The organism is Streptomyces sp. DSM 15324 (assembly GCF_001514285.1).
Classification (GTDB): domain Bacteria; phylum Actinomycetota; class Actinomycetes; order Streptomycetales; family Streptomycetaceae; genus Streptomyces.
The window spans coordinates 23,178-37,313 of the sequence record NZ_KQ949032.1 but is presented as its reverse complement, the minus strand read 5'-3'; the positions used below and the strand labels follow the sequence as shown (position 1 = coordinate 37,313).

Genomic DNA, 14,136 nt, shown 5'->3' with positions numbered 1-14,136 from the left:
CTACAGCTCATGACACTCTTGTATTAAGCATGCTTAATTCGCCGTTTAACCTAGGGGCTGCGACACTCCAACGGCAAGAGGTTCATGGCTAGTTGGGGGTGAAAACGGCGTGGGCGAACGGGACGAACCGGAGGTCATCGGACGGCGCGTACAGCGGTTGCGTGTCGAACGCGGACTGACCCAGCGGCAGTTGGCGGAGCCGACGTACACGCCCGCCTATGTGTCCACCCTGGAGGCCGGCCGGGTGCGGCCCTCCGACGAGGCGCTGCGGCACATCGCCGAACGGCTCGGCGTGGACGTGCAGGAACTGGCCACCGGGCGCTCCGCCCGCCTCGTCACCGATCTGCGGCTCCGCCTCACCGAGGCCCAGCGGGCCCTCGCCACCGGCGCGGCGCAGGAGGCCGCCGCCCAGTACGCCGTCCTGCTCGCCGAGGCCGAGGAGCACGGGCTCGCCGAGGAGCAGGCCGGCGCGCTGCTCGGACTCGGCGAGTGCGAGCTCTCCACCGGCGACCTGGAGAAGGGCCGCCGGTACTTCGAGCGCGCCGAGGAACGCCTCGCCGACGCCCCGCTGCCGGCCCGGGTCCCGGCCCTGCGCGGACGCGCCGTCGCCCACTACCTCGCCGGTGAACTCCGCTACGCCGTCTACCTGCTGGAGTCCACGCTCGACGAGCTCAACCGGGGCGGACTGCACGACCCCGACGCGCTGCTCCTCCTCTACGCCTCCGTCATCGGCCCCTACATGGACATGGGCGCCCAGGCCCGCGCCGCCCAGGCCGCCGAGTTCGCCCTCGCCCTCGCGCCGCAGGTCGCCGACCCCGCGCTGGTCGCCCGGATGCACCGGTCCGTCGCCCGCACCCTCCTCGCCGAGGGCCGGCTCGCCGAGGCCGACGCCTCCCTCGCCAAGGCCGCCGAGCTCTACCGGCAGCTCCAGCTCCGTACCGAACTCGCCAACTGCCACTGGATGCGCGGATACGTCTACGCCCAGAACGGCGAACTGGAGCGCGCGGAGCAGGAGTTGAAGCAGGCCCAGGACATGCTCGCCGACCAGGGCGCCGCCCTCTACGGCAGCCAGGTCGCCGTCGAGCTGGCCGACGTGCTGCACCGCCGGGGCCGCTCGCAGGAGGCCTCGGCCCTGCTCCACGCCGTCCTCGGCGACCTCTCCTCCGAGCGCGGCGCCGTCCACTCGGCCGCCGCGCACCGCCTGCTCGGCATCATCGCCGAGGACGCCCGCGACACCGAGGCGGCCGAGGAGCACTACGTCCGGGCGCTGAGCCTGCTGGAACGGGCGGGCGCCGCCGGTGACCTCGCCGACCTGTGCCGTCTGCTGGGGGACCTGCTGCGCCGCACGGGCCGGGTGGAGGCCGCCCTGGACGCCTACCGCACCGGCCTCGGCCACCGCACGGCCCCCGGCACCACCACCCTGGGCCCGGCCCCGGCCCAGCCGCCGATCTAGGGCGGCGCCCCACCCCGACCAGTGCCGTCACCCACGGTGACGACGGCTCCGGGTACGTCACCCGCACGGGGAGCCGCAGCCGGGAATCGTGCCCACGCGTCGTGGGTACCCGGCGCGCATGGGGAGCCGACCGACCGGCCGGCCTGCCCCACCCTCGGAGGTGATCGCCGTGTCCGACCGGGAGCGGGAGCGGATCGCGGCGGTCCTGGCCGACGCGGTGCGCGGCGTCGAACCGGGCGACGTGCCCGAGCGGCTGTGCGCCGTCGCGGTACGGCTGCTGCCGGTGAGCGGGGCGAGCGTGACGCTGCGCGGCGAGGGGATCCCCGTACCGCTGGGCGCGAGCAGCGCCCGGGCCGCGGAGCTGATGGAGATGCAGGCCACCCTGGGGGACGGGCCCTGTCTGCGGGCCGCCGAGACCGGCGTGCCCGTGTACGCCTCCGACCTGCGCGGCGGCCGGGACGCCGTCCGCTGGCCGGTCTTCGCCCAGCAGGCCGCGGCCGCCGGGGTACGCGCCGTGTACGCGCTGCCGCTCGGCGACCGGACGGTCTGCCTGGGCACCCTCGACCTCTACCGTGACGTCCCCGGTGAACTGGCCGGCGACGAGGTGCGGACGGCACAGCTCGTGGCGGACGTGCTGACGGCGGCCCTGACGGCCCTGCCGCTCGGGGAGGACGACGGTCTGCGCCCGCCCGGCGAGGAGCCCTGGCTGAGCTCCCTCGCCACCGACCACGACGTCGTCCACCAGGCCGTCGGGATGGTCATGGCGCAGCTCGGCGTCGGCGCGGACGAGGCGCTGGCCCGGCTGCGGGCGCACGCCTTCGCGCACGGCCGCACGGTCCTCGACGAGGGCCGCGAGGTGGTCGGCCGCCGCACCCGTATCGACGAGCGCGACTGAGCGGCCGGGCGTCAGACCTGGACCCGCCCCTGCTCGCGGATGTCCGCCAGCCGCCGCACCCCGAGCTGCACGGCCGCCTGCGTCGCCTCGTTCGGTACGCCGCCCAGGCCGCCGTTGGTCAGGGCGAACCCGTCCTCGCCCGCCCGGACGGCGGCCACGTCCAGCGCGAGGGCGGTCGGCTCCCCGTCGGGGTTGTCGCCGGCGGTGCCCCAGAGGGTCAGCGTCACCCGCAGCCCCTGCCGCGCGTCCCCCACCTGCGGCAGCGGCAGATCACTCACCTGGACGTCCTCCACCGTGTCCTTCCCCGCGGTGGCCGTGAACCGGGCGCACTTCTGCGGCAGTTCCCTCAGCCAGGCCAGCGTCCGGTCGATGTCCGCCGTGCTCCGGCCGGTGAGCTGGTAGCGCAACTGGGCGGCGGCGTCGGGGTCGTCCAGCCCGACGACCGCGCGGGCGGGGGCGCCGAACAGCTCGTCGGTGTAGAGGGCGTCCAGGAGCTTCTGGCACTCGGCGACCGGGGTGCTCGCCTTCAGCAGTCCGTCCCGCCAGGTCGCCGCGCCGCCGGTGGGGAGCCAGGGCGCACCGAGGTCCTCGGCGGTGATGAGGGCCGCCTGGGCCTGGCTGTCGCTGAGGACGCGCGGCGCGGCCGACGCGGCGGGCTTGCTGGTGGAGGCCTGGACGGTCGGCTCGGCGGGGGTGGCGGTCGGCGGGTGCTCCAGGCCGAGGGTGGCGCACCCGGTGAGCGTCGTGAGCAGCAGCGAGGAGGCGAGGAGCGCGCGGCGGTTCATCGGGAGTGCCTCCTGACGTGGGGATACGTGCCTGCTCCCACGGCAGCACCAGCGCTGCGGACCGACCAGCGCGGCGGGCCGTACGGAGTACGCGCGTTGCTGCGCGCGGTGGAATCCGGCCGCCGTCACCGAGCGGACCCGGATGCCGGAGGGCGGGTGGGGGCTGGGCGGGCTCGGGTGTCGGAGGGCGGGTGGGGGCTGGGCGGGCTCGGATGCCGAGGAGGTAGCGGGCGGGCCCTTGTAGGACCGGGCCCCGCGTAGGACGGGGCGGGCCCGGTGTAGGACCGGGCGGCCCTGCGCGGGGTCGGGCGGGCCCGGCGTTGGACCGGGCGGACCGGGCGGACCGGGCGGACCGGGCGGACCCGGCGTTGGACCGGACGGGACCCGGCGTAGGACCGGGCGCACCCGACGTAGGACCGGGCGGACCGGGCGCACCCGACGTAGGACCGGGCGGACCCGGCGTTGGACCGGGCGCACCCGACGTAGGACCGGGCGCACCCGACGTAGGACCGGGCGGACCCGGCGTAGGACCAGGCGGACCGGGCGGACCCGGCGTAGGACCGGTCGGCCCCGCGTAGGGTCGGGCGGGACCGAGTCGGTCGCACTTGTTCCGCAGGAGATCCGAAGGAGTCGCCGGATGGCCGGTCGCGATCAGCAGCCCCTCCCCGTGATCATCGACTGCGACACGGGGGTCGACGACGCCCTCGCCCTGCTGTTCGCCGTACGGCACCCGGGGCTGGACCTGCGGGCGGTGACCTGTGTCGCCGGGAACACGGACGTCGACGGCGTGGTCCGCAACACCCTGACGGTGCTGGAGGTGGCGGGCGCCGGGGACGTCCCGGTGGCGCGCGGCGCCGAGCGCCCCCTGATCGAGCCCGCCCGCTCGGCGACCGTGCACGGCAAGGACGGCATGGGCGACATCGCCGGCCTGCCCGCCCCGGCCCGCCGGGCGGTCGACGTGGACGCGGTGACGCTGCTGCGCCGCGAGATCCTCGCCTCGCCCCGCCCGGTCACACTGATCCCCACCGCGCCCCTGACGAACATCGCGCTGCTGCTGCGCACCCACCCCGAGGTGACGCGCAACCTCGAACGGATCGTGTTCATGGGCGGCGCGGTCGCCGTCGGCAACGCCACCCCGGTCGCGGAGTTCAACGTGTGGCACGACCCGGAGGCGGCCGCGATCCTGCTGACCGCCGGGGTCCCGATCACGATGTACGGGCTCGACGTGTTCCAGCGGGTGGTGGTCCCGGGGGAGGACGTACGGCGGCTGAGCGCGAGCGCGGAACCGGGCACGCGCCTCGCCGGTGAACTGCTCGCCCACCGCCCCTCCGCGCCGGAGGCGGGCGCCGACGAGTCGGCCGGGGGCCTCGGTGACGCGGGCGCGGTCTGCGCGGTGGTGGATCCGGCCGGTCTCACCACCCGCCCGCTCCCGGTGGAGGTCTCCCTGGCCCCGGGCCCGACCCGAGGCCAGACGATCGTCGACCGCCGCCCCCGCCACGGAGAGTCCGAGACCCACCACGGGGTACGGGAACAGGCCCTGGTGGACGTGGGGCTGGACGTGGACGTCGAGCGGTACGTGCGGCTGTATCTGGAGACCGTGGGACAGGGCCGGGCGGACTAGGGCGTGTTTCGAAAGTCCCGTCTGCCCGCCCTGGCCGCCCCCCTCACCTGGGACGACCGGGTCGGGCGGCGGCCCCGGCTCCGGGCCCGGCCCTGCGGACCCGGACGGACCGCTGGAGCCGCCGTGCGGCAGGAGTGCCTCTAGGCTGGAAAACGGCCGTGGGAAAACCCGCCCTGCGGGCACCACTGTCCGGACGGAGGTGTGGTGCGTGGAAAAGGCCGACCCAAAGGACGCTCCCACCGCCGTCGTCGTGGTCGACCCGGACGGGCAGGTGTGCGGCTGGACCGACGGCGGGTGTGAGCTGCTGGGCTGGACGGCTGAGGACACCGTCGGACGGCCCGTGACCGACCTGCTGGTCGGGTCCTTCCCCGCTGGCTTCCCCGCCGGCGACGGCACCGACGCCGCCCCCTCCGGCCTCCTCACCCTGCGGCACCGGGACGGATCGTCGGTGGACGCGTCGGTGACCGTCCAACGGCTGTTCGGCCCGGACGGGCAGGTGCAGGGACAGGTCATGACCGTCCAGCGCTGGGATCGCCGTCCGGTCATCGTCGACCGGGCCTTCGAACAGTGTCCCTTCGCGCTCGGCGTCTACGACCCCGAGCTGAGGTTCCTGTGGATCAACGCCTCCTCGGGCCGGGTGATCGCGCACACCGAGGAGCAGGTGCTCGGCAAGAAGTACCGCGAGGTGCTTCCCGAATTCGACCGCTCGCTGTTCCCCGAAAGAGACGACAAGCCCTACACCGACCAGCTCGCCGAGGTGGCCCGGACAGGGGAACCCGCACGCCTGATCACCGTCTTCCGTCCCCTGGGCAGCAACTACGCCAACGCCTGGGCCACCAGCATCTGGCCCGTCCGCGATGCCGAGGGCACGGTCCGCGCGGTCGCCAACTGGGGATTCGACATGAGCGCCGAGTACTGGGCCCGGCAGCGCTTGCTCCTCATCAACGAGGCCGGACGGGACATCGGCCGGACGCTCGACGTGATCGGAACGTCCCAGGAGCTGGCAAGGAGTGCGGTACCGGGATTCACCGACCTCGTCACCGTCGACCTGTTCGACGAGGTGCTGCGCGGGGAGGAACCGCCCTCCGCGTCGCTGAGCACCGACGGGAAGACCATCACCCTCAGCCGCGCCGCCCGGCACAGCGCCAGGCAGGACGACCGGAACCCCGGCCCACCGACGCCGGTCACCCTGGCCGCCGACTCCGTCGCCGCCCGCTGCATGGCCGGCGGCACCTCCAGGGTCGAGCTCGCCGGCGAGCCCGGCCCGGGGGGCGAATGGGCGTTCGGGCCCGGCCTGGCCGCCGACCCCGCTCACTGGCCGCCGGGCAATCCGCTGATCGACGCCCGCATCGCCGCCGACGGGCTGACCGGCCGGATCACGGTGCCGCTGCGCACCCGCGGGGCACTGCTCGGCGTGGTGACGTTCTCCCGGACCGACAGACCCGAGGCGTTCACCGCGGACGACCTGATCCTGGCCGAGGAACTGACGGCCAAGGCAGCCGTCGCCATCGACAATGCCCGCCGCTACTCCCGCGAGCGCGCCACCGCGCTGACCCTGCAACGCAACCTGCTGCCGCAGCGGTTGCCGAATCAGGAAGCGGTCGACGTCGCGTCGCGCTACCTGCCCGCGGGCACCGGCGCGGAGGTCGGCGGCGACTGGTTCGACGTCATCCCCCTGTCCGGTGCCAGGGTCGCGCTGATCGTCGGTGACGTCGTCGGCCACGGCCTGCACGCCGCGGCCGGGATGGGCAGGCTGCGCACGGCGGTCCGCACGCTCGCCGACGTCGACCTGCCGCCGGACGAGCTGCTGACCCACCTCGACGACCTGGTCCTCCACCTCGCCAGTGACCTCCAGCCGACCAGCCACTTCCAGACGACCGCGGAGACGGGTGCCACCTGCCTGTACGCCGTGTACGACCCGGTCACCCGCCGGCTGACACTGGCCAGCGCGGGACACCTGCTCCCCCTGATCCTCTCCCCGGACGGAACCAGGACCCCCGTTCCCGCGCAACCGGGGCCGCCCCTGGGCATCGGCGGGCTGCCGTTCGAGGCGACCGAGATCGAGCTGCCCGAGGGCAGCCTGCTCGCCCTCTACACCGACGGTCTGGTCGAGAACCGCGAGCGCGACGTCGACCAGGGGATCGCCGAGCTGCTGCGGGTCCTGGATCCCCGGGCCGCTTCCCTGGAGGCCCTGTGCGACTCGGTGATGGACGCGACACTCCCCGAGCACCGCACCGACGACGCCGCCCTGCTGCTCGCCCGCACGCGTGCGCTGGACCTCCAGCACGTCGCCGACTGGGACGTCGAACCGGACTTCGCGCAGGTGCCGCACATCAGAAAGGTCGCCGTCGAACAGGTCGAGGCCTGGGGCCTGGAGAACGCGGTGTTCGTCACCGAACTGGTCGTCAGCGAGCTGCTCACGAACGCCATCCGCTACGGCGCGCCCCCGATCCGACTCCGGCTCATTCGCGACACCGCTCTGATCTGCGAGGTCTCCGACTCCAGCAACACCGCCCCGCACCTGCGCCGGGCACGCGCCTTCGACGAGGGCGGCCGTGGGCTGCTGCTCGTCGCCCAGCTCACCCAGGGCTGGGGCACCCGCCACACCTCCCAGGGCAAGACCATCTGGTGCGCGCAGTCCCTGTCCGCCCTGCTCTAGCTGGAGGGGTCCTGCGCCTCCTGAGAGCCGGTGGACCCGGCGAGGGCGACGAGGTCCGGGATGAGGGCGGCCAGTTCCGTCAGCAGCCGGTCCATGTCCCGTACGTCCGGCATCGGGTGGACGAAGCACACACCGTCCGCCGCGACCGAGACCGCGGGGCCCGCGAACCGGATCAGGCGCTCGGGCAGGTCGGAGGCGTGGAACCGCTCGGCCGTGTCCATGACGTCCCCGCTCATCGGGAGGTACGGGACGCCGTCGGGGACGCGCAGACCGAGCTTTGCCGCGCTCCAGGCGCGTTCGAGGCGCACGGTGGGACGGTCACCCGGTGCCTCGAAGTACACGATCAGCCAGTGCCGTACGTCCCGGCGCCCCGAGGGCTCCCAGCGCCGGGCGACGGTGACCCGGTGCCCGCCGAGCGGGCCGCTCGCCCCGGTGCCGTGCCGGGTGCGCAGCAGCCACGGGAAGTGGCCCGCGTACCCCGCCCATTCCGCTCCGTCCGCGGCCCGTTCGAGCCGGCTCCAGCCGGGGCGTTCGGCGAGGACGCGCATCGCGCGGTCCGCCGTGAGCGCCCGGCGGGCGGTACGGAACGCGAGGGTCCCGCCGATGACGAACGGCGCCAGGATGATGACCGACCACATGATCCAGGGGAACATCGACGCGGACGTCCTTTCGCTCCGGCCGGGGAGGCGCGTGGTGCGTGTGCGTGCATTCTCGCCCGGGCGGCCGCGCCGGCACATCGGTGGATCTACGGAGAGCCGTACGGAGACGCACGTGCGCCCCGCGCCTCGGGGGCGGCGGGGCGGACGTACCGGAGAAGCCGGGCAGGCCGGAACAGCCGGGGAAGCCGGCGTCAGGCGCGGGTCGCCTTGCGGCGGCGGGTGGCCACCACGATCGCGGCGCCGCCGGCCAGGAGCGCGGCGGCTCCGCCCGCGATGAGCGGGGTGTTGCTGCTGGCGCCGGTCTCGGCGAGGCCGCCGCCGCCGGTGCTGCCGCCCGTGACCGGGGTGCCGCTCGACTCGGAGGCGGACGGGGTCGGCGTGGCCGACTCGGTCGAGGTGGACTCCGAGGCGGAGGGCGAGGGCGACGCGCTCTCGGACGACTCGCCGGCGGGGGTCGACGCGGACGCCGACGGCGACGGTGAGGAGCCGCCGCCTCCGGCCGGGGCCGACGGGGAGGGGGAGGACGGGGGCTGCTCGGTGGACGTGCAGTCCTTGGTGCCGCCGTTCCAGGCCGCGATCAGCTTGTCCTTGATGACCGGGCGGTCCGGGCCCTTGGGCAGGTCGCCGTGGACGAAGCCGTCCTGCGCGCCGAGCTTGCCGTCGAACTTCACCGCGCCGCGGTAGAGGTCGATCTGGGCGTAGCAGCCCGCGTCGGGCACGGCGATGTCGAGGGTGTCAGTCTGGCCGGGCTTGACCGTCACGGTGTCGAAGTCGACGAAGACCTGCTCACCGGAGGTGGCGAAGGTGGAACCGTGGGCGAGGTAGGAGGCCAGGGAGGCGGTGCAGGTGCTCGCGTCGCCCGCCGTGCGTACGGAGATGTGGACCTTGCCGTCCTGGGTCGGCTTGAGGTTCTGGTCGTCGACGCGCACCGAGTCGAAGAAGTTCTTGCCGTCGAGCGAGAACTGGCAGCGGTCGGTCCCCGTCTCGGTGCCCGCGCCGGTGCCGGGCTGGTAGTGCCCGCCCGACTTCCAGCCGTCGCCGCCGGGGCCGGAGTCGGCGAACGCGCCGGAGGCGGCTGCCACGGAGGCGGCGCAGAGGGTGAGGGTGGCTGCGCCGGTCCCCAGCAGGCGGCGCACGGTGACACGTCTCACTATGGACATGCGTATCCATTTCTTGGCGCTGCCGGACCGGCGCGTGCCAGGGCAATGCCAGGGCTGATTGGTCACATCAGAGTTCGGAAGACACAGGGGGCCCTCAGGTCACAGGCGCCACAGTGTCCGCCCATCGTCGTTCGCCTGTCAGATCGCTGTCAACCTGGGATAAACACAAGCCAGTTCAAGTTTCCATCACGAATTCATCACCTGCGGAACGTTCCCCTCCGGATCGCCCGAGGGTTCGCTTTCCCGGCACACTGGACAGACTTCCGTTCGTGACCGACTTCTCCGCCCGCAATCCGGACTGGTGGCGCCAGGCAGTCGTCTACCAGGTGTACCCGCGCAGTTTCGCCGACGCCGACGGCGACGGCCTCGGGGACCTGAAGGGCATCACCGGAAGGCTCTCCCATCTCGCCGCCCTCGGCGTGGACGCCCTCTGGCTCAGCCCCTTCTACCCCTCCGAACTCGCCGACGGCGGCTACGACGTCGAGGACCACCGGGACGTCGATCCCCGCCTGGGTACGCTGGCCGACTTCGACGCGATGGCCGCCGAGGCCCACCGGCTCGGCCTCAAGGTGATCGTCGACCTCGTCCCCAACCACACTTCGCACCGCCACCCCTGGTTCCGGGAGGCCCTGGCCGCGCCGCCCGGCTCCCCGGCCCGCGCCCGTTACGTCTTCCGCGAGGGCCGCGGTCCGCACGGCGGGCTCCCGCCCACCGACTGGCGCTCGGTGTTCGGCGGCAGCGCGTGGGAGCGGGTCCAGGACGGCCAGTGGTACCTGCATCTCTTCGCCCGTGAACAGCCCGACCTGGACTGGAGCCACGAGGAGGTCCGCGAGGACTTCCGCACCACCCTGCGCTTCTGGTCCGACCGGGGCGTGGACGGCTTCCGCGTCGACGTGGCCCACGCCCTCACCAAGGACCTCACCGAACCGTTGCGCGACCTCGGCGCGTGCGGAGCGGACGGCGAGGAGGCCCTGGCCGGCCTGCCCCCGGGCACCCACCCCTTCTACGACCGCGACGAGGTCCACGAGATCTACCGCGACTGGCGCCGCGTCCTCGACTCCTACTCCCCGCCCCGTACGGCGGTCGCCGAGGCCTGGGTGCCGGGCGCCCGGCGTGCCCTGTACGCCAGGCCGGACGAACTCAACCAGGCCTTCAACTTCGAGTACCTCCAGGCACCGTGGGACGCCGACGCGATCCGCCACGTGATCACCGACTCCCTCGCCACGGCCCGCGCGGTCGGCGCCTCCGCCACCTGGGTGCTCTCCAACCACGACGTCGTACGCCACCCGTCCCGGCTGATGCTCCCGCCCGGCACGGACGAGAACGCCTGGCTGCTGTCGGGCGGCACCGCCCCCGCGGTGGACGAGGCGCGCGGACTGCGCCGGGCCCGGGCGGCCACGCTGCTGATGCTGGCGCTGCCGGGGTCGTCGTACCTCTACCAGGGCGAGGAACTCGGTCTGCCCGAGGTCGCCGGACTGTCCGTGGACGTCCTCGAGGACCCGCTGTGGGAGCAGTCGGGCCGTACCCGCAAGGGCCGCGACGGCTGCCGGGTCCCGCTGCCGTGGACGGCCGGGGGGCCGTCGTACGGCTTCGGCGCGGGCGGCGCCTGGCTGCCGCAGCCGGAGTGGTTCGCGCGGTACGCGGCCGAGACGCAGGACGGGGTGGCGGGCTCCACCCTGGAGCTGTACCGGACGGCCCTGCGGCTGCGCCGCAAGCTGCTCGACGGCGAGGAGCTGACCTGGCTGCCGGACACCCCGCCCGGCGTGCTGGCCTTCGCCCGCACCGGCGGCTGGCGCTGTGTCACCAACCTCTCGGCGGCACCGGTGTCCCTGCCGCCCGGCGAGGTCCTGTTGAGCAGCACACCGCTGCCCGGCGGCACCGGGCCGAACCCGCTGCCGCCGGACACCACGGTGTGGCTGGCCTAGCCTCCGGTACCGGCGTTCGCGGCGGCGCCGTTGTTGTTGGCCGCGCCGCCGTTGCCGTTGCCGGCGCCGCCGTTGTTGTTGGCCGCTCCGCCCGCGATGCCGTCGATGTCCACCGGGGTGGACGTGGCGTTCGGCGGCGGGGTGAGGACGACCAGGGGGGCGCCGCCGGCCGGAGGGGGCGGGGTCAGGTCCGTCTTGGGCAGCTTGGGCGGGGTGGTCTGCTGGAAGAGCGTCGAGTCGAAGTCGACCAGACCGGTCTTCTCCATCACCGTGATGTGGTCGAGGACGGTGTTGTTCGCCTGGTCGGCCAGGGCCCGCACCAGGGAGTTCTTCGTCGTCGACCGGATCTTGGCCACGGTGTTGAAGATGGAACCGTGCGTCATGCGCAGGATGTTGGCGAAGTCGGTGTCGAACTGCGCGCCGCTCTCGCCCTTGAGCTGCGTCACGAAGCCCTCCTGCTGGGGGCTCGCCACGTTGGGCAGCGTGATGTTCAGCATCGGCGCGATCTTGCGGCAGGTGATGTCGAGGGCGGCGTGGCCGTCGATGAGGTGCTCGCTCGCGGTGAGGACGGCCTTGCTCGTGCCCTTCTGCAGACCGATCTGGCCCACCGGGTACTCCCACAGACCGGCGGCCCGCACCTTCACCACGAAGTCACGGTCGCCCTCGGTCAGGGGGCCCCACTGGGTGTTCGCGATGACTCTGTCGGTGGACGTCGACACCGTGTCCAGCCCCAGCATCGAGGGGTAGGCCAGGGCGCCGAGAGTAAGCGCCAGGGCGCCGCCCACGAAAAGAGTTCCCATCGCGTTCCGCGAGAGTTGCACCGTTCCTCCTGCCCGGTCGGGGGTCCGCCGACGGTAGGACTCCGGCGGGGTCGGACGCACTGGAGTACGCAGGAAGAGCCGCCGCGACTCTATGGCGTTCGTAAAATCTTTGCTGCTGTGTGAGTTCCCGACAGAAACTGCGTCCGAGCGGGGACTTCGCGAGGGGGAGCCGATGCGAGCGAACGTCGTCGGGATCACGTACTACCCGGTGAAGGGGTGCGCGGGAGTCGCGCTGACGGAGGCGGAGGTGACGCCCGAGGGGCTGCTCGGCGACCGGGCCTGGGCGGTCGCGGACGACCGGGGCGACCTGCGCTGGCAGGGTGCGGACCCCCGGCTCGCGGTGATCGTCCCTCAGGTGCGGGACGACGGGCTGACGCTCCTGGCCCCGGACACCGAGCCGCTCACGGTGACCGGCCCCGGCCCCGGCGCGGACGCCTGGCTGACCCGGTTCCTGGGCCGCCCGAGCCGCCTGGTCCGCGCCCGTGCGGGCAGCGACTCCCGGCTGCACGTCGTCTCCCGCGCCAGCCTCGACGCCCTCAACCGGCGCATCGCCGCCCGCGGCGCCGCGCCGCTGCCCATGACCCGTTTCCGCCCCAACCTCGTCGTCGACGGCTGGACCACCCCCCACACCGAGGACGACACCCCCCGCCTCACCGTCGCCGGCGCCGAACTGGCCCTCACCGAGCTCACGGTCCGCTGCGCCGTCACCCTGGTGGACCAGTCCACCGGCCGCCGCGCGGGCCCCGAGCCGCTGCGCACCCTCGCCGACTACCGCCGGGCGGACGGCGGCGGGGTCGTCTTCGGCGCGTACTTCGCGGTACGGCGCCCGGGACGGGTGGCGGTGGGCGACGAGGTCACCCCGGCCACCTGACCGGGCCACCCTGCACCCGTACGGCCCTCCCCACCCGCCCTCCGCAACGCCCCACCGGTTCGAATGGACCCATGACCGGCGCCCCCCACGACCCGCCCCACGGCGCCGCCCCGCAAGCCCGGAAGGAGTCGGAGCCGGGGCCGGGGTGCGGTGCGTCGCAGGAGTACGCGTGCACTCCCTTCCCGGCCGAGGTGTACGTCCGGCGGCTGCGGCGGGCCGCCGGGGAGGCCGCCGCCGCTCGGCTCACCGGGGTTCTCGTGACGCCGGGGCCCGATCTGGGGCGGCTCTGCGGGCACCTGCCGGGTGCCGCCCCGGACCGGCTCACGCTGCTCGTGCTGGCTCCGGAGGCCGAACCCCGCCTCCTGGTCCCCGCCCGGGACCTCGCCGACGCCTCGGCGGGCCCAGCCGCCGGTGCCGTCCGGCTCACCGCCTGGGCCGACGGCCAGGACCCGTACGCCGCAGCGGCGGGACTGCTCCTCCCGCACGGCCACTACGGCATCAGCGACGCCACCTGGTCCGTCCACCTGCTCGGCCTGGAGGAGGCGCTGCCCCTCACCACCTACCGGCCGCTGTCCACCGCCCTCCCCCTGTTCCGCGCGGTCAAGGACGAGGAGGAGACGGCCCGCCTCGCCGCGGCGGCCGCCGCCGCGGACGCCGCGTACGAGGCCGTCCTCGGCGTACGGTTCAGCGGCCGCCGTGAGTCGGAACTGGCCGCCGACCTCGCGGGCCTCCTGCGCGCCTGCGGCCACGACCGGGTCGACCGGGCCCGGGTCGCCGCCGCGGGCCACGGCGCGGACCCGGACCACCGGCCGGGCGACCACCGCGTCGAACCCGGCGACACGGTCGTCCTGGACCTCGGCGGCCGCCGCGACGGCTACGCCTCCGCCCTGACCCGCACCGTCCACGTGGGAGAGCCACCGGACCGGCTGCGCCGGCTGCACGAGATCGTCCGTACGGCCCGGGAGGCGGCCCTGGCGGCGATGCTCCCCGGGGCGTCGTGCGCGGAACCCGACCGGGCGGCCCGCGCGGTCCTCGCGGACGCCGGGCACGACGGCGACGCCCTCCCGGCCACCGGGCACGGCCTCGGCGTCACCCCCTACGAGCCGCCGTACCTGGCCCCGGGCGCCACCCAGCTGCTCTCGCCCGGCATGTGCGTCCAGGTCACGGCGGGCGTGCTGCTGCCCGGCAGGCTCGGGGTGCGGCTCGGGGACGCCGTGGTGTGCACGGCGGCGGGCGTCCGCCGGCTGGCCGGCGCCGACCCCGCCCTCGCGGTGGTCCGCTGAGGCC

Annotated in this window: 11 protein-coding genes; 7 read left to right on the top strand and 4 right to left on the bottom strand. The window is 74.3% G+C overall.

Annotated elements, in window-relative coordinates; translation table 11 throughout:
* The first annotated feature begins 109 nt into the window (after positions 1-109).
* Both AQJ58_RS28170 and AQJ58_RS28165 read left to right on the top strand, forming a co-directional pair.
* The gene (locus AQJ58_RS28170; protein ID WP_067255247.1) at positions 110-1,453 is read left to right on the top strand and encodes a helix-turn-helix domain-containing protein; all 1,344 of its coding nucleotides are present in this window, start codon (positions 110-112) and stop codon (positions 1,451-1,453) included.
* A gap of 163 nt (positions 1,454-1,616) precedes the next feature.
* The gene (locus tag AQJ58_RS28165) at positions 1,617-2,348 is read left to right on the top strand and encodes a GAF and ANTAR domain-containing protein (protein WP_067255716.1); all 732 of its coding nucleotides are present in this window, start codon (positions 1,617-1,619) and stop codon (positions 2,346-2,348) included.
* An 11-nt stretch (positions 2,349-2,359) separates the two neighbouring features.
* Here AQJ58_RS28165 and AQJ58_RS28160 read toward each other — a convergent pair whose 3' ends face one another.
* A complete protein-coding gene (locus AQJ58_RS28160) occupies positions 2,360-3,133 on the bottom strand; it encodes a hypothetical protein (protein ID WP_067255246.1) in 774 nt (257 codons plus the stop codon).
* A 637-nt stretch (positions 3,134-3,770) separates the two neighbouring features.
* Here AQJ58_RS28160 and AQJ58_RS28155 point away from each other — a divergent pair.
* Together AQJ58_RS28155 and AQJ58_RS28150 are read left to right on the top strand one after the other, a co-directional pair.
* A complete protein-coding gene (locus AQJ58_RS28155) occupies positions 3,771-4,754 on the top strand; it encodes a nucleoside hydrolase (protein ID WP_067255244.1) in 984 nt (327 codons plus the stop codon).
* Between the two features lie 208 nt (positions 4,755-4,962).
* Positions 4,963-7,413 (top strand): SpoIIE family protein phosphatase, encoded by a 2,451-nt coding sequence (locus tag AQJ58_RS28150; protein ID WP_067255242.1) that lies wholly within the window; start codon positions 4,963-4,965, stop codon positions 7,411-7,413.
* On the opposite strand, the gene AQJ58_RS28145 is transcribed toward AQJ58_RS28150, so the two are convergent.
* Together AQJ58_RS28145 and AQJ58_RS28140 are read right to left on the bottom strand one after the other, a co-directional pair.
* Positions 7,410-8,066 (bottom strand): hypothetical protein, encoded by a 657-nt coding sequence (locus AQJ58_RS28145; RefSeq protein WP_067255240.1) that lies wholly within the window; start codon positions 8,064-8,066, stop codon positions 7,410-7,412. The genes AQJ58_RS28150 and AQJ58_RS28145 overlap by 4 nt on opposite strands.
* A 197-nt stretch (positions 8,067-8,263) precedes the next feature.
* Complete coding sequence (locus tag AQJ58_RS28140; RefSeq protein ID WP_067255239.1) at positions 8,264-9,232, bottom strand: LAETG motif-containing sortase-dependent surface protein; 969 nt, start codon at positions 9,230-9,232, stop codon at positions 8,264-8,266.
* Between the two features lie 269 nt (positions 9,233-9,501).
* Here AQJ58_RS28140 and AQJ58_RS28135 point away from each other — a divergent pair, with 269 nt between their 5' ends.
* On the top strand, positions 9,502-11,157 hold the full coding sequence (locus AQJ58_RS28135) for a glycoside hydrolase family 13 protein (protein WP_079079289.1): 1,656 nt from the start codon (positions 9,502-9,504) through the stop codon (positions 11,155-11,157).
* Here the strand turns inward: AQJ58_RS28135 and AQJ58_RS28130 are convergent.
* Positions 11,154-11,942: a DUF4142 domain-containing protein gene (locus AQJ58_RS28130; protein ID WP_079079288.1), complete on the bottom strand. Its 789-nt coding sequence runs from the start codon at positions 11,940-11,942 to the stop codon at positions 11,154-11,156. The two genes, AQJ58_RS28135 and AQJ58_RS28130, sit on opposite strands and share 4 nt — an antisense overlap.
* A gap of 208 nt (positions 11,943-12,150) precedes the next feature.
* On the opposite strand from AQJ58_RS28130, the gene AQJ58_RS28125 reads away from it, so the two are divergent.
* Positions 12,151-12,849: an MOSC domain-containing protein gene (locus AQJ58_RS28125; protein WP_067255235.1), complete on the top strand. Its 699-nt coding sequence runs from the start codon at positions 12,151-12,153 to the stop codon at positions 12,847-12,849.
* 71 nt (positions 12,850-12,920) lie between these two features.
* A complete protein-coding gene (locus tag AQJ58_RS28120; RefSeq protein ID WP_079079287.1) occupies positions 12,921-14,132 on the top strand; it encodes a M24 family metallopeptidase in 1,212 nt (403 codons plus the stop codon).
* Positions 14,133-14,136 lie beyond the last annotated feature (4 nt).

Bases quoted from the DNA above. Each gene is read 5' to 3' on its own strand.
- AQJ58_RS28125 (WP_067255235.1), top strand. From the start codon at position 12,151: ATGCGAGCGAACGTCGTCGGGATCACGTACTACCCGGTGAAGGGGTGC.
- AQJ58_RS28120 (WP_079079287.1), top strand. From the start codon at position 12,921: ATGACCGGCGCCCCCCACGACCCGCCCCACGGCGCCGCCCCGCAAGCC.
- AQJ58_RS28160 (WP_067255246.1), bottom strand. From the start codon at position 3,133: ATGAACCGCCGCGCGCTCCTCGCCTCCTCGCTGCTGCTCACGACGCTC.
- AQJ58_RS28140 (WP_067255239.1), bottom strand. From the start codon at position 9,232: ATGTCCATAGTGAGACGTGTCACCGTGCGCCGCCTGCTGGGGACCGGC.
- AQJ58_RS28155 (WP_067255244.1), top strand. From the start codon at position 3,771: ATGGCCGGTCGCGATCAGCAGCCCCTCCCCGTGATCATCGACTGCGAC.
- AQJ58_RS28145 (WP_067255240.1), bottom strand. From the start codon at position 8,066: ATGTTCCCCTGGATCATGTGGTCGGTCATCATCCTGGCGCCGTTCGTC.